Here is a 20752-nt window from a genome sequence, read left to right as displayed (position 1 = left end):
GCCCTTCAAAGGCCGAGCCTGCCCTCTGCCACCGCCGTTTCCAGCCTGTCGATGACGGCTGCGAGCTTCTCGTCGATGACATGGAGATAGGCCGTCCAGTCGGAGATATGGCGAAGCTCGGCCTTGCCATCGGAAATACCGCGCAGCGCGACCAGAGGCACGCCGAAGGCCTGGCAGGCGCGCAGCACGGCAAAGGTCTCCATATCCACCATGCCGGCGGCGATGTCGGCATAGGCATCGCCCGACACGATATTGCCGCCGGTGGAGAGGCTCGCCTCTGCAAGACCGGGGATGCGCAGGGGCAGGGTAACCGTCACGGGAAGATCGAGAAAGGGCGTCGCGCCCTTCTCGAAGCCAAGCGGCGAGGCGTCCATATCGCGATAGGCAACCGAGATGGCCTGATAGATTTCCGCCTGCTCGAGCGTGGCGGAGCCGGCCGAGCCGAGGGAGACGACGAGCCCCGGAAGCCTGTTTTCGAGGGACAGTTGCGACAGGGCGCGCGTGACGGAGACGGCAGCCTCCACCGGACCGACGCCGGTCATCAGCGGCGTCATCCGGGTCTTCAGGTGCGGGCCGTATTCGGCCTCTGCCGCCATCACATAAAGAATGGCTTGCCCGCCCACCTGTTTCAGCAGGGTCTGCGGCATCACGTCGGGCTTCTCGTTCACTCTGCAAATCCTTCGCGGCCGCGCACGACCATCTTGGTGGCCGTCATCGAGGCGATCAGTTTTGGTGGGGCATCCTGCGACATGGCATAGGCGCGGCCGTCGGAGACGATGATGGTGGTGCCGGGCTTGGTCACCTCGCCGCGAAACAGGAAGCGCTCGCCTCTGCCGGGCGAGAGAAGATTGACCTTGAATTCGATGGTCAGCAATCCCGCATCCGGCTCCAGCACCGAGTAACCGGCATAGGTTCCCGCCGTTTCCAGCGCGGACGAGATGATGCCGGCGTGGAGAATGCCGTGCTGCTGCGTCATCATCTCATCGAAGGGCAGCTCGATCTCCACCATGCCCTGCTCGACCCGCGTCAGGTCGGCGCCGATCGTGCGCATGAAGGCCTGCCGGTCGAAACTCCGGCGGACACGGGCACGAAAGTCCGGTTCAGTCGTCTCAGCCATGTCCACACCCCTCCGCCAAACCCGGCTGGCCCTCGGCGAACGGCTGTGGCCGGCCGCCTGTTCAGAACGGACGGAGACTGGCACGCGCTTCCCCTCCCCCGCAAGGCCTTCGCTTCGGGGATCCTCAGTTCAGGAGCAGAATGGAGCCGTTGAGCAGCGTCGCAAACGACACCCAGGCGGCATAAGGTACGAAGAGCCATGCCGACAAACGGTCCTGCCGCCACGACACGGCGATGAAGCCGTAGACCGAGATTAGCAGCGCGAGGACGACGATCAGCGCCAGGGCGATTTCGTGAAAGCCGAAGAACAGCGGCGACCATGCGAAGTTGAACAGCATCTGGGCGCCCCAGAACCGCATGGCGCGCGAGCGGGGATACCGTAAAAAAGTACGGGCGCCGACAAAGCCGATGATGATGTAAAGCGTGGTCCAGACCGGCGCGAAAATCCAGTCCGGCGGGTTGAACGGCGGCTTCTGGAGAGATTGGTACCATTCGCCGGGGATATTGTTGATCCCGATCAGCAAGCCGCAGGCGACGACGGCGACGATGAAGAGAGCATAGGTCAGGAGTAGGCGCATGAGGGTCCGATCAAGGGAATGTCCAGCCGGAGCGCGAATGCTTCGGAACCGGATAACTGCAAAACTGGGCTTGGGATTTCGGCAAGCGAGGTAGACGGAAAATTAGGGCAGAGCCCAGCGGTTTACAGTGAGGTGCCGAGCCACAGCGCCCGTCAGGTCGGGCGGGTGCGGACGATATGCTGGTCCCAGGCGACAGGCGAGGTCGTTCCCGCAAAACGGCCGTCGTAGGAGGAGACCGCAAAACCCGGGCTCTGCGCCGGCGCGATGCCGGCGGCATCGGCAAGCCGGTCCAGCCGGACGAAGGCGCCGGTGTGCGCATCGACGGTGACGACAGCGCCGCCTTTCGGAGACGCAAGACCCACCAGGCCTTGGCCGCGGTGAACAGCGATGGCGCCGACGTAGTTGGAAAGCGCCGCCGAGGCTTCCTCCGGCAGGTCGAGAAAGCGGATGTCCTCGCCGGGCGCGAACACGCCGGCAACGGGCGGGCGGGCATTGCGCGGCCCCTCGTACTGGCAGGCAAACCAGATCCGGCCTGTCGTATCGATGTCCACATGGCGGGTCGAGAGCTGCCGGAGATGCGATGGCATGAGATGACGTTCCACCAGACGGCCGGTCGCCGTTTCGATGAGCGCTAGTGACGGCTCCATGTGATCGAGGTTCAGCTTGGTCCGCCCGAAATCCGGATGCGTTTCGATACCGCCATTGGCGACCACCAGCAGGCGTCCATCCGGCGACAGCGTCATATCGTGCGGACCGATGCCGTGGGTCGGGAATTCGGCGATGTGGCGGAAACCGTCCGTGCCGTCATAGACGCCGATCATGCCGCGATTGGCGGCAAAATCGTTCTCCGTCGCGTAAAGCAGCCGGCCATCCGCCGAGAAGCAGCCATGCCCGAAGAAATGCCGTCCCTCGCTGGCGGTGATGACGACCGGCTCATTGCGTGCGGCCCCGTCGAGGATCATCGCGAAGGTTCCCGGGCGACGGGCAAAGGCGACAGTGCGGCCGGATAGCGGCGAATGCGCCAGTCCATGGGCGCGATCCGGCAGGACATGACGATCAATGACCTCGCCTTCCTCGGAGACGGTCGCGATGCCGTAGGACCCGTCTCGATCTCTGAAGGCGGAGGCGAAGACGGCGTCTGTGCGGGTAAAAGCTGTTGCTGCCGCCGGCGAAAGAGAAGCCGCCCAGGCGGCGCCGGCCATGGAGAGAAAGGCGCGTCTGTCGAGAAGGTTTGCGCGCGCTGGTCCGCCGGAAAGCGTCATGGCTCAGCCCCGTCAATCGCCATCGGCAAAGGAGAATCCGGCACCGAGCCCGATGGCGGCACCGAAATCCATGTTCAAGCGTTGCAGCAGATCGTTGGCATTGCGCAGGACGAGAAGCAGTTTCACGCGTTCGGCTGGGTTCATCAGTGCCTTGTCGATCGGCTGATCGACGGCATCGGCCGAGGCGATGAGATCGTTGAAGACGATGTCGATCGAGTCTGCGATCGACTGCCTGTCGGCCGGAAGCAGCGCGCGCATGCCGGCGGTGTCGAACAGGGCCTTGAGGCCAAGCGCATTGCCGGCAACCGAGTCCATCGTCTCGCCGGAGCGCCAGTAGACGGCGAGTTTCGGGTGGCCCGGCGAAGGCTTAGGCGTTATCTCGCCGGCAAAGACCGGGCGAAGGCGCTGATCGCGCAGGCTCTCAACGCCATGGACGAGGATGCCGAGAAGTTCGGTCGCGGCCTCCCCTTGCGTTCTGTAGAGCGGATTGTCCGGCCCCGGCGCCTTCCATGCGGCCTGTACGCCCCGCGGGTTCTCCCAGGCGGCGCTCAGTTCTGCGGCGACGCTGGTGAGGTTTTCGGCGATGGCGCGGGCATAGCGGCAACGGAAGCCATCGGGCGCGTCGAGCAATTCATCGGCATCGGTTCCGAACAGCACGTATTCCAGCGCGCCGAGCCCCTGCACCGCGACGCTCTTGCCGCGCAGCGAGGTGGCAATCGTGGCGGTCTCGTCGTTTTCGGCGAGAATCCGCTGGACCTGTTTCAGGCCCGTGCTCTTGCGGTCGGGGAAGAACAGAACGCGCTCGAACCGGTTGTCATCGAGAACGGGTCCGACGCGGACGATCTCGATGCGCGACCAGGCGGCGGTGACCTCGGAGAACGCGCGCCTAGCGCGGGCGAGCGACTGCGGCGATGGCCGGTGGCAGAGCGGGCGAAGATGATCGGCCAGCGCGCCCGTACGCTCCACCAGATCGCGGTAACCGGGGCGGATGAAGCCATCGACGGCGCGCGCCATGGCCGTCGGCACGGCCTCTGCCACAAGTCCGCCCGACGAGACCGCGCCGACATCCTCGTCCGCCTCTTGCGCGAAGGCGGGCGTGGCTGAGGCAAGCGCCGCAGTAAGCAGGATGGCTGTCCATAGACGCATCAGAGCGACTCCAGAAAGGCGAGCAACGCGCGGCGATCCGCGGCGTCGAGGGAAACGAAACGATCGCGCGCGGCCTGCGCTTCGCCACCGTGCCACAGAACGGCCTCGGTCAGCGTTCGCGCGCGGCCGTCATGCAGAAAGCCTGCCCGCGCATCGACGGTTTGCGCAAGACCGATACCCCAAAGCGGCGGCGTGCGCCATTCCCCCGGCAGCGGCTTCGCCGCGTCCGCGTTCCCAGGATCGGACGGCGAGACGGCATCGGAGAGGCCCTCGCCCATGTCGTGCAGCAGCAGGTCGGAATAGGGCCAGATGAGCTGGAACGCCGTGGCTGGCGAGGTTGGATCGCGGCGGGTGACGAATTTCGGGACGTGGCAGGAGGCGCAGCCCGCCTCGGAGAAGAGCCGCTTGCCCGCGAGCACGGCGGGTGCCGCGACGTTCCGCCGCGCCGGGACCGCGAGGTGACGGGCGTAGAAGGCGACGAGATCGAGCACCGGATCGGGTGCCTCACTCGACCCCAATCGGGGCTGCACGCCGTCTTCCATGGCAAGGCACTTCGGCTGCCGGTCGGTGCAGTCGCCGTGGCTTCTCATATCGTCGGGCGTGGAGATTCCGATATCGGTCGCGAAGGCGTCCGCTGCCTGAGCGCGAACTGTCGGGGCCTGCGCCTTCCAGCCGAACCGGCCGAGCACGGACACGCCACCTGCCCCCGATGTCAGCCAGGATGGCCGGCCGCTGATCCCGTCGCCATCGCGATCATCGGGGTCTGCATGGGCGAGGATATCGGCAACGTCGATCGCCTCCAGCAGACCGAGGCCGGTCATCGGCGGCGCGAGGCGCGGCGATAGGCGGGTGGCGCTGTCGAGAGGTCCGTAGGCGAGATCCTGAATGTCGTAGGCCGGGCGGCGCAGGTTGACGCGTTCGCCGCCGGCCAGCGTGACCGGCACTTCTTCGTAACGGAGGGCCAGATGCCCCTCGGCCGACAGGCCGGGAACGCCGCTGTCCTGCAACTGCCGGCCATAGACCGGGTCGCCTCCTGCACCGGATCGCGAGGCATCGGGGAACGAGAATTTCAGGACCAGAGACGGGCTTCCCGCCGCACCGGCCGGCGGGCGCCCTCGCCCGTCCCTGACATGGCAGGTTTCGCAGGAGCGGGCATTGTAGAGCGGGCCGAGGCCGTCCGATGCCTGCGTGGAAGACGGCGAGGACACCCAGAGCTTTTCGAAGAGGGCGCTGCCGAGGCGGAAGCTCTCCCCGCCACCGGCATCGAGATTGCCTGCCGGATGGGTCAGTCCCGCCCGGTCGGGCTTCGCCGTCGAGGTTCCCGCGCCGCCGGCCATCGTCTCGAACGGTTCCGGGCGGGAAAAATCGCGCGTCGGCCTGACCACATCGGCGACGCGGCGCCTGTCCATGTCCGACAGATCGGTCCGTTGCGCCATGTTCTCGCCTTGCGCGGTTGCAGGCGCCGGTACGGGGCCGGTAGCGGCAACGTCAGCCGCCGACAAACGCCAGCCGGCCCACACGACCGCGACAACCGCCGCAAGAGTCGCGGCGGCGATGGGCGTGACGAAACGAGGGGCGGTCCGGACGGTCATCGCGGATCAGGCTTTGCTGCGTCCGGGCGCGTTTCTCATTTGAAGACGGCGTTCGGGTTGTCGAGGCTGTCGGATCCTTCGAGTTCGATCTTGCCGAGATCGAGCGCGGTCAGCACGCGCTCGACGGTCTTCGACTGGGCGATGAGCCCGTCAATCGCCTTCTGAACGACGGCGTTGCCTTCGGTGTTGCCTTCCGCGATCATCTGGTCGTAGGCCTCGACCGTCTGGCCGCGTTTCGCCATGGCCTGCATGGCCGCAACGGTCGCTGCGAGCTTCTCCTTCATCTCCGCATCGACGGCCGGGTCCTTGGCCGCGACGAGTTCAGAGAGCGAGGGGCCGGTCAGTTTCGTGCCGTCGGTGCGGGTATAGGTGCCGAGATAGGCCTGCTCGATGCCGATCGCGTCATGAAGGTGCGAATTGTAGGTGTTGTCCGAGAAGCAGTCATGCTCCTCTTCCGGATCGTGCAGCAGCAGGCCGAGCTTCATGCGCTCGCCGGCCAGTTCGCCATAGGACAGCGAGCCCATGCCGGTCAGGATGGCGGTGAGGCCGACCTTCGAATCGGCTTCGACGTTCTTCGTGGCCGCACCGTCCGGCGTCCAGTTGGCGGTCATCTCCTTCAGGTCGGAAACGAGCAGATCGGTCGCGGCCTTGAGATAGGCGGCGCGGCGATCGCAATTGCCGTTTGTGCAGGCCTTGGTGTCGTAGTCGGTATAGGGGCGGTTGCCGGCGCCCGGGCCGGTGCCGTTCAGATCCTGCCCCCAGAGCAGAAACTCGATGGCGTGGTAGCCGGTCGCTACGTTCGCCTCTATGCCGTCGGCTTCCTGCAGCGTGCCCGACAGAAATTCCGGCGTAATTTTCGACGCATCGATCGTCTTGCCATCGATAGAGATCGTCTTGTTGGCAATGACGTTGGCTGTGAAGAGCGCGTTCTCGTCGCTCTCGCTGCCATAGCTCGCATCGACATAGTCGATCAGGCCTTCGTCGAGTGGCCAGGCATTGACCTTGCCTTCCCATTCATCGACGATCGGGTTGCCGAAACGATAGACTTCCGTTTCCTGATAGGGGTTGCGGGCGGCGAGCCAGGCTTCGCGCGCGGCCTTCAGCGTCGCCTCGCTCGGCGTCGCGATCAGCGCGTCCACGGCCTTGTCGAGCGCCTGCGCGGTCGTCAGGGCGTCCTCGAACTTGGCATGCGCTACGTCGGAGTAATGCTTGAGCACGGCGGCGGCATCGGTCGCAGCTGCGGCCGGCTGGATGGCCAGCGCAGAGGTGGCGGTTGCCAGCGCCAGAGCGGCGGAACGAAGGAATGATACGGTCATGACCTCTCCTCGGCGGAGCCCGACCGGGATCCGGACAGGGGTACCGCACGCGTGAAACGGATCCGGGACCGGGCGCACGTCCAGCGCGCCCCGCCCGTTCGAACCTCATGAACCAAAACGAAACTTGTGTCAAAGCGTATAGTTTAGAACGCTTTGAAGCTGTCACGCCTGCCGTTGCAGCATGGCGAAGAAGAAGCCGTCGGTCGCGGTGGATGCCGGGGACAGCGTCAGCGTGCGGCCATCCCGCGAGACCGGCCGGCGACCAGCCGTGCCGAACAGGGCATTCCAGCTATCGAGCGCTGCCATGGGTGCAAAGGCGGGGTTCTGGCCAAGAAAGCGATCGACCTGCTGGTCGTTTTCTTCCGGCAGGACGGAACAGGTGACATAGACGAGCCGCCCACCGGGACGGACATATCTTGCGGCTTCCGCCAGCGCCTCGCGCTGCTGGCCCTGACGCTCCTCGATGTTGCGCTCGTTCAGGCGCCATTTCGTATCCGGTCGCCGGCGCCATGTTCCCGTGCCCGTGCAGGGCGCATCCACCAGCACGGCATCACAACGATCCGTGAGACTGGCGAGCGCCTGCGCCCGGTCGTGAACCTGAACGTTGCGGGTGCCTGCCCGCTTCAGCCGCTCGATGATCGGCGCGAGCCGCTTGCGATCGGTGTCGAAGGCGTGGACCTGCCCCTTGTTGTCCATGGTGGCGGACAGAGCCAGCGTCTTGCCGCCGCCACCGGCACAGTAATCGAGGATCTGCTCGCTGCCCGTCGCGCCGACCAGATCGGCGACGATCTGCGAGCCTTCGTCCTGCACCTCGAACCAGCCCTTCTGGAAGGACAACTCGGCCGTTACGTTCGGGAGCCTCGATGGACCTTCGCCGGGCGCGACGCGCAGGCCCTGTCGCGCGGTTTCGGTCGGCCGCACACCGGCCTCGTCGAGCGCCTTCAGCACCTTCGCGCGGTCGGCCTTCAGCGTGTTGACGCGCAGGTCGAGCGCCGGACGCTCGGCCAGCGCGGCGGCCTCCTCCAGCCATCGATCGCCGAAAACCGCCTGGAAAGACGGCACCACCCATTCGGGAATATCGCCCTGGACATGCGCGGGGGCCTGTCCGAGATCGCGGCTATGGAAGGCGGCCAGGGCAGCGTCCGGCAGCGGCGGCGGCGCGAAGCGGTCGCCCTCCAGACTTGCCGCCAGCGATTCCGGCATCTGGCCCCATTGGCGCAGCATGACCGCGTAGCCGAGCGCCGTCGCGCTGTCGTCGTCCATCAGATAGGCGTGAGAGAGTTTCCGGCGGAGTGCGTCGTACACGATATTGCCGATCGCGGCGCGGTCGCCGGATCCGGCGAACCGATGGGCAAGGCCCCAATCCTTCAGCGCATCCGCAACCGGGCGCTTTCGCGTCTCGATATCGGAGAGGACATCGATCGCACCGGCAAGTCGTCCACCCAGTCGCATCAGTCACACTCCATCGGCCCGTGGCAGAAAGTCCATCGTCTATCGTGGCGCTGTACCGGCGATGAAGGCGAAGAGCAAGCGGGAAGGCCTTTTGTGGCCTCTGTCTCTGCCTCCACAGTCCCGGGTCGTGGAGGAGGTCTCATTATCGATCCCGAATTTTTCTGGAACCTTTTTGAGCGCCGGACCTTAACCGACCACGCGATAACAGATGCTGGCGTGACCGGAACTTACCATGCCCACCTGCGACGCGGCGGCCTTGGAGAGGTCGAGAACACGACCGCGAATGAACGGCCCGCGGTCATTGATGCGCACGACGACACTCTTGCCGTTACGCTTGTTGGTGACTTCGACCCGTGTTCCGAATTTCAGGCTGCGATGCGCGGCCGTCAGGTAGGAGGCGTTCATTCTCTCGCCAGACGCCGTCCGGGACGAGAGGGCATACCAGGAAGCGCCGCCGCAGCCCGCACCTGCCGCCTGTGATGGTGTGATGGATGTGAAAGTTGCCCCCAAAGCAACGCATGCCGCCAGTGCGACATTGGCAAGTTTCAGTCTCGTCAACAAGGTACCCCTTCGTCGTATCGTCTTGCTTTTCAGCGAACGAGACGGCTTGTCCGGGGCAAAAATGGCGGAAAAGTGCTTCAACCGTTAAGCAACGGTTAGGATTTACTATCCCTGAGGCTTGTTGAATTTTCTTAAAAATTTGAAAAATCGTTGTTTCCATGAAAAAAGCGCGTGGAATCAAAATGATTCATGAAATACGGCTTTTTGTGGAATGATTTTTCCACAGGTCAGATAAAATGAGATTAAAAGTTTGAAATCGCGAAAAGCGGGCCGCTCTGCGGTATCTTAAAAACTAATATTCTCGAAAAGGTTGCATCGCCGGCGAAAGGAAATGTGCCCCTGACGTCAGGATTTCCAGCAATCGTCGTTCCACATCTGACGAAGAGACTGGCGATATTCGGGATGAAGGAAGGTATATCCGGCAGCGCGCAGTTTCGCGTTCGAGACGCGCTTGTTCTCGCCATAGAATGTGCGCGCCATCGGCGAGAGTTCGGCCGTCTCGAAAGGGATTTCCGGCGGAGGCGTCACGCCCATCAGGCGCGCGGCTTCCAGCACGACATCCTGCGGCGGGGCGGGCTCGTCATCGGTGACGTTGAAGATGCCGCCCGTGCCGCTTTCGCTCAGAAACGCGACGGAGCCTGCGATGTCCTCGACGCGGATGCGGTTGAAAACCTGTCCCGGCTTGACCAGTCGCCGCGCCGTGCCATTGGCAAGATTGCAGAAGCCATTGCGGCCCGGCCCGTAAATGCCCGACAGACGCAGAACGGCGACGGGAATGTCCGCCGCCTGCCCAAGCTCCAGCCATGCCTGCTCCGCCTGGACGCGTTCCTTCGATCGGTCCGAAACGGGATCGAGCGGCGCATCCTCGGTCACCCATGCTCCCTTATGGTCGCCGTAGACACCGACGGTCGAGAGATAGGCCGCCCACCGCAGGTTCGGCATGAGGCTGGCGACATCGGGCCTATCCGGGCGCATCAGCGGATCGCCGGCCTTGCCGGGCGCGATGGACTGCACGAGATGCGTGACCCGCTGCATCGCGGCGCGAAGCTCGGCGGAGATCGTTTCGCCGTCATAGATCAGCGCTTCGAGACCCATATCGGCCAACGCCTTCTGTCGCTCTGCTGACCGGGTGGTGCCGGTCACAGAGGCTGCCGCCGGCAGAAGACGGCGCGCAATGGCGGCTCCGGAAAAACCGGCACCCAGAATGAGAACGTCCATCATGCTGCTCCTGCTCGTATCCATTCGTCCAAGACCTCGCTGTCATCCTCCAGCGGTCGACGCTCCGCAAGCTCCCTGAAAGCATCGGCCGACATCAACCGGGACAACGCCCAGATGGCCATGCCCCGCACGGCGGGTGCGGCATCCGTCAGTCGCTCGCGGCATGGGGCCACCAGCGCAGGGTCGCCGGAATTCCCGGCGGCGATCAGGCAGTTCCGCACGAAGCGGTCGCGCCCGATGCGCTTGACAGGAGAGCCGGAGAAAAGCGCGCGGAAACCCGCATCATCCAGCGCGAGAAGGAGAGCGAGCGAAGGCGCTGAAAGATCGGCGCGGGCCTTCAGCTTCATCTCGCTTGCGGCGGCCGCAAACTTGTTCCACGGGCATGCCGAGAGACAGTCATCGCAGCCATAGATGCGATTGCCGATAGCCGGGCGCAGCGCGGGGTCAATTGGCCCCTTGTGCTCGATTGTGAGGTAGGAGATGCACCGGCGCGCATCGATCTTGTAGGGTGCGGGAAAAGCATCCGTCGGACAGGCATCGAGGCAGGCGCGACACGAGCCGCAATGATCCCGCTCGGGTGCATCGATCTCCAGATCCTCCGTCGTGAACAGGCTGCCGAGGAAGAGCCAGGAGCCGAAGCTGCGGCTGACGAGATTGGTATGTTTGCCCTGCCAGCCGAGGCCAGCCTGCTCGGCCAGCGGCTTTTCCATCACCGGCGCGGTGTCCACGAATACCTTGACGTCGGCACCCGCCCGGGCAGCAAAGCGCGTTGCAACCTCCTTCAGCCGGCCCTTGATGACGTCATGATAGTCGCGGTTCTGGGCATAGACGGAAATGGCGCCACGATCCTTCAGATCGAGCACGGCGCGAGGGTCGTGATCTGGGCCGTAGTTCATGCCGAACATGACGACGGAGCGGACTTCGCTCCAGAGCGTGCGCGGGTCGGCGCGCCGCTCGGCGGTCTCGGCCATCCAGTCCATGGTGCCGTGATAGCCGTGATCCAGGAAATCGGTCAGCCGGGCCGGCGCGTCCGGTATCGTATCCGGCGTCGTGACACGGCAGACGTCGAAGCCCTTGTCGCGTGCTTCGGCCTTCAGGAAGGCCGTGAGGCTCCCGCGGCGGCGCAGGGGTGCGCCGTCCGCGCGGCGTTGCGGATCAGAAGTCGAGGTCCGCATAATGCGATACTGGGGTCAGACCGCGCACACGCTCGGCCAACAGCGGGCGAAAGGAGGGGCGCGACTTCAGGCGCTGGTACCAGTCCTTGGCGGCCGGCGCCTCCGTCCAGTCGATCTCACCCATATAGTCGAGCACGGAGAGGGCGGCAGCGGCAGCGAGGTCGGCATAGGACAGGCGGTCGCCCGCCAGATAGGTGCGCGACCCTGCAAGCCAGGACAGGTACTTCATATGCTGGCGGATATTGGCGCGCGACAGGCGCAGCATCTTCGAGTCCGGCGCGCCGCCGCCCTGCTCGGCCGTCATCTGCAGCTTGAAGATCCGCTCGCGCACCAGCGGGCGTGTCACGTCCGCTTCCATCTTCAGGAGAAACCATTCGGTCAGCCGGCGGATTTCCGCGCGCTGGAACGGGTCTTCCGCCAGAAGCCGGCGCTCGCGTTTCAGGACACCATTGGTCTCGTCGAGATATTCGGAGATGACGGCGGCGCCGCACAGAGCCCGCATGCTGTCATCGACATAGACGGGCAGCGTCGCAGCCGGATTGAGCGCCAGAAAATCGCGCCGCTTTTCCCAGGGCTGCTCTTCCGTCAGATCCGTCTGGTAGCCGTATTCCGACAGGATGAGCCGGACGAAACGGGACGCTGTGGACATGGGGTGGTGATAGAGTGTGGGCATCGATGCGTCTGTCTCGGAACAGGTTTTCAAGGTTGGATCGCGGGGCGCGGTTTCGTCTGGCAATGGCAGAGAGAAGGCAGCTATAAGACAGCGCTCGTCGCAGCTATAGAAGCAAGCTTTCCCGAACTCAAGCGAATCGGCCCTCCCCCGGTTCTTGAACCCTTAAACTCCTTTGCTTAAAGGAAACTTTACCTCATGCCCGAACATTCGATCTTCAGTGCGCTCATTCTGGGCCTTATCGAAGGCCTGACCGAGTTCATTCCCGTGTCCTCCACGGCGCATATCCTGCTGGCAGGCCATTTTCTGGGCTTTGAGTCGAAGGGAAAAACCTTCGAGATCATCATCCAGTTCGGCGCGATCCTTGCCATCCTCACTGTCTATTTCCAGCGGCTCTGGTCGATCCTGATCGCGCTGCCGAGCGACCCCAGGGCGCGACGCTTCGTGCTTCTCATCCTGCTCGCCTTCTTGCCGGCGGCGGTTATCGGTTTCCTCGCCCATGACTTCATCAAGAACGTACTATTCGAGACGCCGAAACTGATCTGCATCATGCTGATCGTCGGCGGCATCATCCTCTACGCCATCGACCGCATGCCGATGGAGCCGCGCTACCGCGACATGATGGACTACACGCCGGCGCTGGCCCTGAAGATCGGTCTCTTCCAGTGCCTCGCCATGATCCCCGGCACGTCCCGCTCCGGCGCGACCATTGCCGGCTCGCTCCTGATGGGCACGGACAAGCGCTCGGCAGCCGAGTTCTCCTTCTTCCTCGCCATCCCCACCATGCTGGGTGCGACGGTTCTCGATCTCTACAAGAATCGTGATGTGCTGGATTTCAACGATGCCTCGCTGATCGCGGTCGGCTTCATCGCCGCCTTCGTCTCCGCGCTGCTCGTGGTACGCTCGCTGCTCGCCTTCGTGTCCAGCCGCGGCTTTACCCCTTTCGCCATCTGGCGCATCGTCGTCGGCACGGCCGGCCTTATCGGCCTCACCGTTTTCGGCTGACGCGCAAAAACAAACCGCATGCAGCCGGATCACGGTCTGCATGCGGTTTCCTGGCCCCCGCCATACCTTCAAAAATTCATGTCGCCAGCAGGTGAAACATCACTGCGGCAAGACGACGTCAACGACCGGAAACGAGACCGATCGACGAGGTCGTGCAAGGATCCACGCCATAAGCCGGCGCACAGTTATCGTGGCTGCCTGCCACGGTCTTCGGAGCGGCGAACGAGCCTGCAACGATGACCAATGCCGCGCACGCAAAGAAGATTGCGATCGACTTACCCATTTACTCTCTAGCCTTTCGAGATGTCGGAATGGCGTGCCTCGATCCTGACAAAAGCACGCGGCTGCTGTCTATGCTCCAGCGCCGGCACAAGCAATAACGCAACATGTTGAATCGCCGGTAAAGGCCGACGGCAAATGTGCAGTGCGGCAGAACTGCAACGCCGCACTTTCCGAACAAACGAAAGCCGCCGGCTCATCACCGGCGGCTTTCGTCATTCCAGCGATTTGAAAGGGCTCAGGCAGCCTTGCCGGAGCGCGTGTACTGGCCCTGCGGCCGGTAGCGCACGAGATAGCTCGGGATGATTGCCTCGACCAGCGTCGGCTCGATGCCGAACGCCTTGAAGGTGCGGCCCTCCGCTTCTGCCGCCGGCGAGACGACGTTGTCGCTCTTGAGCAGTGTCACCTGATCCGTCGTCAGCGGCGGGGCGATCAGCGGAACGAGGGAGGCGATGCTACCGATGAGAGAGGCTGCACCGAAAGGCAGCGTGACGAGCGCGCGCTTACGGTCGATCGCCTTCAGCATGATCTCGAGACACTGGCGGAAGGTCAGCACTTCCGGGCCGCCGAGTTCGTAGATCCGGCCCTTCTCGACCTTGCCTTCGACCGCCTTGGCAACCGCTTCCGCGACATCGGCGACATAGACCGGCTGGAACGCCGTCTTACCGCCACCGATCAGCGGAAGGGCCGGCGAGAAGCGTGACATCTGGGCAAACTTGTTGAAGAAGCCGTCTTCCGGACCGAAAACGATCGAGGGACGCAGGATGACCGCATCCGGCTTGATCTCCATCACAGCCTTTTCCGCCTTCGCCTTGGACTGGGCGTAGATGGATGCGCTGCCGGCATCGGCGCCGATTGCCGAGACATGGGTCAGCGAGGCGCCGACGCTGCGCGCGGCCTCGGCCACGGCGCGCGCGCCGAAATCCTGTACGGCGTCGAACGTGTTGCGCCCGGCCTCAAACAGGATGCCAACGCAGTTGACGACGTGATCGCTGCCGTGAACGGCGGCATCGACCGACTGGCGGTAGCGCAGATTCGCCTGAACGAAGGAGATCTGGCCGACATTGCCGAGCGGCTGGAGGAATCCCGCCAGATCCGGACGGCGCACGGCGACCCGGATGCGGAAACCACGCCGGGCAAGCGCGCGCACCACGTGCCTCCCGACGAATCCCGATCCGCCGAAGACGGTGACGAGCGGGGGAAGATTGGACAGGGTCATGGAACGGCGCTCCGGTGTTTTTCAGGCATGATCAGTCATGCGATATAGCTTACCTCGCCTCGTACGGGAAGGTATCATGCAGCGCAACATGTCGCAGATGGAAGGCGCGGCTCAGACGCCTTCGACCACCAGCATGTCGGCATCGGCGACCTCCTGGCGGATGGCCGCCGCGATCTGGTACTCCGGCGAATTGTAGCAGGCGACGGCGGCCTCCATCGACGGGAATTCGATGATCACGTTGCGCGCCCGGACGTCGCCTTCGAGCTTTTCCGCCAGCCCGCCACGCGCCAGGAAGACGGCGCCATATTTCTCGAAGGCGGGCTTGGCCGCCGAGACATAGTCCTTGTAGCGCTCGGCATCGCGAACATCGACGCGGGCGATCCAGTATCCCTTGGCCATGACGATCTCCTTCTTGAGGCGTTCGATCTTGAAAGGTCAGTCGTTGCTGGGCCAGGCCGCGCGGCGCATATCGTCGAGGATAGCGCGCGTTGCCGCGCGCGGATCCTCCGCCTTGACGATCGGCCGTCCGACGACGAGATGGCTCGCGCCAGCCGCAATCGCATCGAAAGGGGTCATCACCCGCTTCTGATCGCCCCTGTCGGCCCCCACGGGGCGGATGCCAGGTGTGACCACGGCGAGATCGGGACCGACGATCTCGCGGACGACAGCGGCTTCCTCGGCGGAACAGACGATGCCGCCCATTCCCGCATCGCGCGCCTGCGCCGCCCGGCGCAGCACCAGCGCGCGGGGGTCGTCGGCATAGCCGGCCGCCGTCAGATCGTCCGCATCCATCGAGGTCAGTACGGTCACGCCGAGCAGGCAGAGGCCGGAGCCCTTCGCGGCCTCGACGGCAGCGGCCATGGCCTTGGGATAGGCGTGCAGCGTCAACATGGTCATGCCCATGCGCGCGATGTTCTCGACGCCCTTGGCGACCGTGTTATCGATGTCGAGAAGCTTCATATCGAGAAAGATTTTCTTGCCGGACGCGGCGAGGTCCCGCGCGAAGTCGAGACCGCCGGCAAAGACCAGCTGATAGCCGATCTTGTAGAACTGGCCGTCGTCGCCGATGGCATCGACGATGCTTTGAGCTTCAGCGATCGTGGGAACGTCGAGGCCGATGATCAACCTGTCGTGTGCTGCCTCAGCCATCCGTCCACCCCTGCCAGTCCTCGATGCGGGTCCACTTGCATACCGGGCGTCTGCGGGCAAGGGAAAATGCGAAGAGATTGCCCCCGCCGCCCGGACCCTGGTCGTGTGCCCGCGAAACGGGAATGCCGGAGAGGTGACAGAAGAGCAACGTGCCGACGCCGCCATGGCCGATGAAGGCGATCGGGATCGACGGATCATGCGCGTCAAGCACGGATGTAACGGCGCGAACGATGCGGGCCCTGGCGTGGTCCGCCGTTTCCCAACCGCGAAAGCTCACAGCCGGTTCGGCAAAGAAGCTGTCCGCTGCGGCTTCGAACTCGGCTGGCGGCAGGAAACCCGTCGCCGAGCGGTCATTCTCGCCGCTGTCCGCCAACACCTCGACAGGCACTCCGGATGCCTCGGCAAGGAGAGCCGCCGTCTCCAGCGCCTTCGTCTCGTCCGAAGAGACGATACGACCGAGGCCCCGCGCCCAGCCTGAAGCGGCTGCGACCCGAGCGCGCTGATGCCCCTTTTCGGAAAGGCCCCAGCGCGGAATTGGCACGTCCGGATCGATCGCAACCTCCGGGTGGCTGATGTAGAGGCCGAACATGACAACCTCAGTGGGTTTTGCGGTAAATCCAGAGCCGCGCCGGCGGGATGTTGCGCATGATGAAGTCGAGCTGTTCCGTGCGGAAACGGTCCGGCATATTGGCGACCGGCGAGCGCGGGCCGTAGGAAATCTGCACCACGGGGCGGCCGACGGGCACCCGCGTCAGCAGATCCTCGATCAGCGCGACACGGCTGTGCATGGGCATATTGAGGAGAGGTACCGCCGAGATGACGCAATCGAACTGTTCGCTGGCGCGTAGGCCGAGCGTCGTATCGAGATTGAACGCATCGCCGTTGATGAACTCGACGGTGGGAAACCGTTTCAGGAGTTGATGGTAGAAATCGGTCGAATACTCCACCGAGACCAGCTGCTCGGGTGCCACGCCACGATCAAGGATCGCCTTTGTGATCACGCCCGTACCCGGGCCGAGCTCGAGAACCGGGAGCCCTGAGCCATTGTCGATGACGCTTGCCATCCGCCGCGCAGCAATGGACGAGGTCGGCGTAATCGCGCCCACGGCGCGCATATTGCTGCGCCAGCCCTTGAAGAACCGGATTTCCTCATCGAATTTCTTGCCGAAACGCTCTTTCAAACGCAAATTCATACTCGTCTCCACTCCGACTCGCTGCTTGAGCGTTCGCTGTCATACCGCATTCAAAAACCCTAGGCGACAAAAACCATTCTCTTTGCGTCATTTCGTTGTTATCTTTGAGGCTAGCCAACATGCCTGACACGATCCCAACACTGGCTGCGAGAATGATGGCCAGCGTGTAGACTGCTGCTCGAAACAACACGGAGCTCCAGTATGATCGGTGCATCTTCCTTCCTCGGCTTTCCGGAGCGCCTTCCCCAAGACACCAAGCCTATCGCCGCCATCTTCGGTGCCGGGCATGGAAGCACCTATCCCGGCAAGGATAGCAGTGGTTATGCGCTTGCCGCCGATGCCGTTCGGGCTGCGAGCCGGGAAGACGCCGGTTTGATCGATCACTGGGATTTCGATCTTGGCGGGCCGCTGTTCGATGACGGTGCGCATTGCTGCATCGACCTCGGGAACGTGCCGACGCGGATGGAGGACAATGCCGGCAACCGGACTCGTATCGAAGCGATGACACGGGAGGTTCTCACAACGGGTGCCGTTCCGATTCTTCTCGGCGGCGACGACTCCGTGGTGATCCCGTTCCTGTCGGGCTTTGTGGACGCAGGGCCGATATGGATCGTCCAGATCGATGCGCATATCGACTGGCGAGACACCCTGCACGATGAGCGATACGGCTATTCCAGCCCGATGCGGCGGGCGAGCGAGATGGCGCATGTCGCAGGCATGGTTCAGGTGGGCATGCGCGGCATCGGCAGCGCGCGCCGTGCCGAGGTCGAGGATGCGCTGCGCTTCGGCAGTCGGCTCGTTACCGCACGGCAGGTTCACGCCGAAGGTGTCGCGGCGGCCCTTCGGCATATCCCGGAGGGCGCGAGGGTCGTCATGACGGTGGATTGCGATGGGCTCGACCCGGGCATCATGCCGGGCGTGGCCGCGCCATCGCCGGGCGGGCTGACCTACACGCAGGTGATCGACATCATTGCGGGGGTAGGCAAACGCGGCAGGCTCGTCGGGTTCGATCTGGTCGAGCTTTTTCCACCGGGCGACATTGCGGGCCTTTGCGCGCTAACGGCGTCGCGCCTGGTCGTCAACGCGATCGGCACGATCATCCGCCAGAGGTAAACGTCCCGGCTTTCGATTGCAGACATCGGCCTGCCGCAGCAGGTGGGACTACACCCGCATCGGCATCAGCACATACAGCGCATCTTCGCCGGCAAGGTCGCGCACGAGCGTGGGCGAACCCGCATCCGCGAGCATGAAGACGGCTTCCGTACCCGAAAGCTGGGCCGTGATGTCGAGGAGATATTTGGCGTTGAAGCCGATTTCGAGCGGCTCGTTGTCGTAACCGACCGGCAGTTCTTCCGTCGCGCTGCCGCTGTCCGGATTGTTGACGGTCAGCGTCAGTTGTCCGTCGGCGAGCGCCAGCTTCACGGCGCGGCCGCGCTCGGAGGAGATCGTGGAGACGCGATCCACGGCCTGCGCGAAGGACTGGCAGTCGATCCGCAGTTCCTTCTCGTTATTGGCCGGGATGACGCGCTGGTAATCCGGGAACGTGCCGTCGATCAGCTTCGACGTCATGACAATCGAGCCGATGCTCATGCGGATCTTGGCGTCGGAAATTTCCAGCGTCACGGTTGCGTCGGGCTGGTCCACCAGCTTCTGCAGCTCGCCCACCGTCTTGCGGGGAATGATGATGCCCGGCATGCCTTCGGAGCCGGACGGCGCTTCCAAATCGGCGCGTGCTAGGCGGTGACCGTCGGTCGCCACCGCGCGCAGCTTCAGGTCGCCCTTGCTCTCGATCGTGTGGATGTAGATGCCGTTCAGATAGTAACGCGTTTCCTCGGTCGAGATCGCGAATTGCGTGCGATCGATCAGCATCTTGAGATCGGTCGCCTTCATCGTGAACTTGTGCGTGAAGGTGCCTGCGTTCAGATCCGGAAAATCCGACTGCGGCAGGCACTGGAGCGAGAACTTCGAGCGACCGGAGGCAACGGTCATCGCCGTCCCCTCGGCATTGGTCGACAGCCGCACTTCCGAACCGTCCGAGAGCTTGCGCACGATGTCGTAGAGAAGATGGGCCGGCACGGTGGTGGCGCCCGGCTGCTCGACCTGAGCGGGCGTCGCCTCGGTAATTTCGAGATCGAGGTCGGTCGCCTTCATGTCGAGACTTTCGCCTTCGGCCCGCAGCAGCACGTTCGACAGGATCGGAATCGTGTTCCGGCGCTCGACGACCCGGTGGACATGGTTCAGCGATTTGAGAAGATTGGACCGCTCGATCGTAATGCGCATGTGATGCTGTCGCTTTCCATCAGGACCGGAAGACGCTTCCCGGCATGAACTCTTGAACGCCTCGGCCACCGGGCCGCGGGCGGCCGAAGAGCGGCGTGGATATGGACGCGCAAAATGGCACTACACTGTGGCGAAGTGCAAGGGCCAAGCCGACCCTGAAGCCGAACTACCCACCATTATCGTTCAGTGCACCGGCTTGCGGGCAAGAGCCGGCTCGCCCATAAAGACTGCATGAAGGACAAGACAACAGAACGGGATACGGCACCGGATGCCGGCATGCGGCAGCGCAGCTACCGCGTCCACGACACGATCGTCGAGGCGCGGCCGATCGAGCCGGCGCTCTATCTGGTGGCGACGCCGATCGGCAATCTCGGCGACATCACCCTGCGGGCGCTGGAAACCCTGGCCGGCGCCGATGTTCTCGCCTGCGAGGACACGCGCGTCACCCGCGTCCTGCTGGATCGCTACGGCATTACCAACCGTCCCTATGCCTATCACGAGCACAATGCCAACGAAGCAGGCCCCCGGCTGATCGCGGCGCTCGACGCTGGCCGCTCCGTCGCGCTCGTCTCGGATGCGGGCACGCCGCTGGTCTCCGACCCCGGCTACCGGCTTGCCCAGACGGCCATCGAGGCGGGGCACCGGGTGGTGCCGCTTCCCGGACCCTCCGCGCCGCTGGCGGCCCTCGTCGGCTCCGGCCTTTCCAACGAGGCTTTTCTGTTTGCCGGATTCCTTCCCTCGAAGGACAAGGCGCGGCGCGACAGGCTTGGCGAACTCTCACGCGTGCCGGCAACGCTCATCTTCTTTGAGTCCCCGCACCGGATCGGCGCGACGCTCGTCGGCGCGGCGGAAACGCTCGGTCGCGAGCGCGACGCCGTCGTCTGTCGCGAACTGACCAAAACCTTCGAGGAATTCCGCCGAGGAACGCTCGGTGCGCTTGCCGATCATTATGGCGGCGATATCGTTGTCAAGGGCGAGATCGTGCTGGTCATCGGCCCCCCACCGGAAGAGGCAGCACCGGACGAGCGGGATGTGGATGCACTGCTGACGCGTCTGTCGGCTGATCTGCCGGCCGGCAAGGCCGCGACCGAAGCGGCGAAACTGACGGGCCTCAACCGGCGAACGCTTTACGACCGGCTTCTGACGCTGAAGGAGCAGCCGTGACGGGAACGGCCGACCGACGGCGCTTGCAGGCGGTTCGAAAGGGTGCGCTTGCAGAATATTTCGCTGCCTTGGCGCTCATGGTGCGCGGCTACCGGATCATCGCCTTCCGCTACCGCACGAAGCTCGGAGAGATCGATATCGTCGCCCGGCGTGGCAATCTCGTCGCCTGCGTCGAGGTCAAGGCACGGCCGTCGGTCGATGCCGCAATCTTTGCGGTCAGCGAGCAGTCGAAAGCGCGCATTCGCAGGGCGAGCGAACTCTGGCTTCAAAAGCAGAGAGACGCGGATCGCCTTTCCATTCGCTACGACATCATCGCCGTTCGGCCATGGCGCTGGCCGAGCCATGTCCAAGACGCGTTCTAACCAGGCGCTGACAGC

22 protein-coding genes are annotated in these 20752 nt (G+C 64.1%); 4 read left to right on the top strand and 18 right to left on the bottom strand.

Annotation, left to right across the window (positions count from 1 at the left end; all coding sequences use genetic code 11):
* Window positions 1-5: 5 nt before the first annotated feature.
* The 12 genes from GA0004734_RS04875 to GA0004734_RS04820 form a co-directional block, all read right to left on the bottom strand.
* Window positions 6-647, bottom strand: a complete 642-nt coding sequence (locus tag GA0004734_RS04875; protein ID WP_092935923.1) for a 5'-methylthioadenosine/S-adenosylhomocysteine nucleosidase — start codon at window positions 645-647, stop codon at window positions 6-8.
* Window positions 648-664: 17 nt separating this feature from the next.
* On the bottom strand, window positions 665-1117 hold the full coding sequence (locus GA0004734_RS04870; RefSeq protein ID WP_092931681.1) for a PaaI family thioesterase: 453 nt from the start codon (window positions 1115-1117) through the stop codon (window positions 665-667).
* A 124-nt stretch (window positions 1118-1241) separates the two neighbouring features.
* Window positions 1242-1694 carry a TspO/MBR family protein gene (locus tag GA0004734_RS04865; RefSeq protein WP_092931679.1) on the bottom strand — a complete coding sequence of 151 codons (453 nt, stop codon included), beginning with the start codon at window positions 1692-1694 and terminating at the stop codon, window positions 1242-1244.
* 152 nt (window positions 1695-1846) lie between these two features.
* Window positions 1847-2956, bottom strand: a complete 1110-nt coding sequence (locus tag GA0004734_RS04860; protein WP_092931677.1) for a DUF1513 domain-containing protein — start codon at window positions 2954-2956, stop codon at window positions 1847-1849.
* Between the two features lie 12 nt (window positions 2957-2968).
* A complete protein-coding gene (locus tag GA0004734_RS04855) occupies window positions 2969-4102 on the bottom strand; it encodes an imelysin family protein (protein WP_092931675.1) in 1134 nt (377 codons plus the stop codon).
* Window positions 4102-5694 carry a di-heme oxidoreductase family protein gene (locus GA0004734_RS04850; RefSeq protein WP_092931673.1) on the bottom strand — a complete coding sequence of 531 codons (1593 nt, stop codon included), beginning with the start codon at window positions 5692-5694 and terminating at the stop codon, window positions 4102-4104. The genes GA0004734_RS04855 and GA0004734_RS04850 overlap by 1 nt, the downstream gene beginning before the upstream one ends.
* A gap of 35 nt (window positions 5695-5729) precedes the next feature.
* Complete coding sequence (locus GA0004734_RS04845; protein ID WP_092931671.1) at window positions 5730-7010, bottom strand: imelysin family protein; 1281 nt, start codon at window positions 7008-7010, stop codon at window positions 5730-5732.
* 162 nt (window positions 7011-7172) lie between these two features.
* On the bottom strand, window positions 7173-8462 hold the full coding sequence (locus GA0004734_RS04840) for an RsmB/NOP family class I SAM-dependent RNA methyltransferase (RefSeq protein WP_092931669.1): 1290 nt from the start codon (window positions 8460-8462) through the stop codon (window positions 7173-7175).
* 186 nt (window positions 8463-8648) lie between these two features.
* On the bottom strand, window positions 8649-8972 hold the full coding sequence (locus GA0004734_RS04835) for a septal ring lytic transglycosylase RlpA family protein (protein WP_170865907.1): 324 nt from the start codon (window positions 8970-8972) through the stop codon (window positions 8649-8651).
* Window positions 8973-9368: 396 nt separating this feature from the next.
* Window positions 9369-10241, bottom strand: a complete 873-nt coding sequence (locus GA0004734_RS04830) for an SDR family oxidoreductase (protein ID WP_092931667.1) — start codon at window positions 10239-10241, stop codon at window positions 9369-9371.
* Window positions 10241-11416, bottom strand: a complete 1176-nt coding sequence (gene queG / locus GA0004734_RS04825; protein ID WP_092931665.1) for a tRNA epoxyqueuosine(34) reductase QueG — start codon at window positions 11414-11416, stop codon at window positions 10241-10243. Before queG ends, GA0004734_RS04830 begins: the two co-directional genes overlap by 1 nt.
* The gene (locus tag GA0004734_RS04820; protein WP_092931663.1) at window positions 11397-12089 is read right to left on the bottom strand and encodes a glutathione S-transferase family protein; all 693 of its coding nucleotides are present in this window, start codon (window positions 12087-12089) and stop codon (window positions 11397-11399) included. The genes queG and GA0004734_RS04820 overlap by 20 nt, the downstream gene beginning before the upstream one ends.
* A 195-nt stretch (window positions 12090-12284) precedes the next feature.
* Between GA0004734_RS04820 and GA0004734_RS04815 the strand changes: the two genes are divergently transcribed.
* Window positions 12285-13091 (top strand): undecaprenyl-diphosphate phosphatase, encoded by an 807-nt coding sequence (locus tag GA0004734_RS04815; RefSeq protein ID WP_092931661.1) that lies wholly within the window; start codon window positions 12285-12287, stop codon window positions 13089-13091.
* A 517-nt stretch (window positions 13092-13608) separates the two neighbouring features.
* Here the strand turns inward: GA0004734_RS04815 and GA0004734_RS04805 are convergent.
* The 5 genes from GA0004734_RS04805 to pmtA form a co-directional block, all read right to left on the bottom strand.
* Complete coding sequence (locus GA0004734_RS04805) at window positions 13609-14589, bottom strand: complex I NDUFA9 subunit family protein (RefSeq protein ID WP_092931657.1); 981 nt, start codon at window positions 14587-14589, stop codon at window positions 13609-13611.
* Between the two features lie 111 nt (window positions 14590-14700).
* A complete protein-coding gene (locus tag GA0004734_RS04800) occupies window positions 14701-14988 on the bottom strand; it encodes a DUF1330 domain-containing protein (RefSeq protein WP_092931655.1) in 288 nt (95 codons plus the stop codon).
* Between the two features lie 36 nt (window positions 14989-15024).
* Window positions 15025-15738, bottom strand: coding sequence for an orotidine-5'-phosphate decarboxylase (pyrF, locus tag GA0004734_RS04795; protein WP_092931653.1), 714 nt, complete (start codon window positions 15736-15738; stop codon window positions 15025-15027).
* The gene (locus GA0004734_RS04790; RefSeq protein WP_092931651.1) at window positions 15731-16327 is read right to left on the bottom strand and encodes a histidine phosphatase family protein; all 597 of its coding nucleotides are present in this window, start codon (window positions 16325-16327) and stop codon (window positions 15731-15733) included. The genes pyrF and GA0004734_RS04790 overlap by 8 nt, the downstream gene beginning before the upstream one ends.
* A 7-nt stretch (window positions 16328-16334) precedes the next feature.
* Window positions 16335-16931, bottom strand: a complete 597-nt coding sequence (gene pmtA / locus GA0004734_RS04785) for a phospholipid N-methyltransferase PmtA (protein WP_092931649.1) — start codon at window positions 16929-16931, stop codon at window positions 16335-16337.
* 201 nt (window positions 16932-17132) lie between these two features.
* Here pmtA and GA0004734_RS04780 point away from each other — a divergent pair, with 201 nt between their 5' ends.
* Window positions 17133-18044, top strand: coding sequence for an arginase family protein (locus tag GA0004734_RS04780; RefSeq protein WP_092931647.1), 912 nt, complete (start codon window positions 17133-17135; stop codon window positions 18042-18044).
* Between the two features lie 48 nt (window positions 18045-18092).
* On the opposite strand, the gene dnaN is transcribed toward GA0004734_RS04780, so the two are convergent.
* Window positions 18093-19211, bottom strand: a complete 1119-nt coding sequence (gene dnaN / locus GA0004734_RS04775; RefSeq protein WP_092931645.1) for a DNA polymerase III subunit beta — start codon at window positions 19209-19211, stop codon at window positions 18093-18095.
* Window positions 19212-19442: 231 nt separating this feature from the next.
* Here dnaN and rsmI point away from each other — a divergent pair, with 231 nt between their 5' ends.
* Window positions 19443-20375: a 16S rRNA (cytidine(1402)-2'-O)-methyltransferase gene (gene rsmI, locus GA0004734_RS04770; protein ID WP_092931643.1), complete on the top strand. Its 933-nt coding sequence runs from the start codon at window positions 19443-19445 to the stop codon at window positions 20373-20375.
* The gene (locus GA0004734_RS04765) at window positions 20372-20737 is read left to right on the top strand and encodes a YraN family protein (RefSeq protein ID WP_092931641.1); all 366 of its coding nucleotides are present in this window, start codon (window positions 20372-20374) and stop codon (window positions 20735-20737) included. The genes rsmI and GA0004734_RS04765 overlap by 4 nt, the downstream gene beginning before the upstream one ends.
* Window positions 20738-20752 lie beyond the last annotated feature (15 nt).

This window comes from Rhizobium sp. 9140, assembly GCF_900067135.1.
Lineage (GTDB): Bacteria > Pseudomonadota > Alphaproteobacteria > Rhizobiales > Rhizobiaceae > Ferranicluibacter.
The sequence above is the reverse complement of the archived record's forward strand: the minus strand, read 5'-3'. Positions and strand labels throughout refer to the sequence as shown.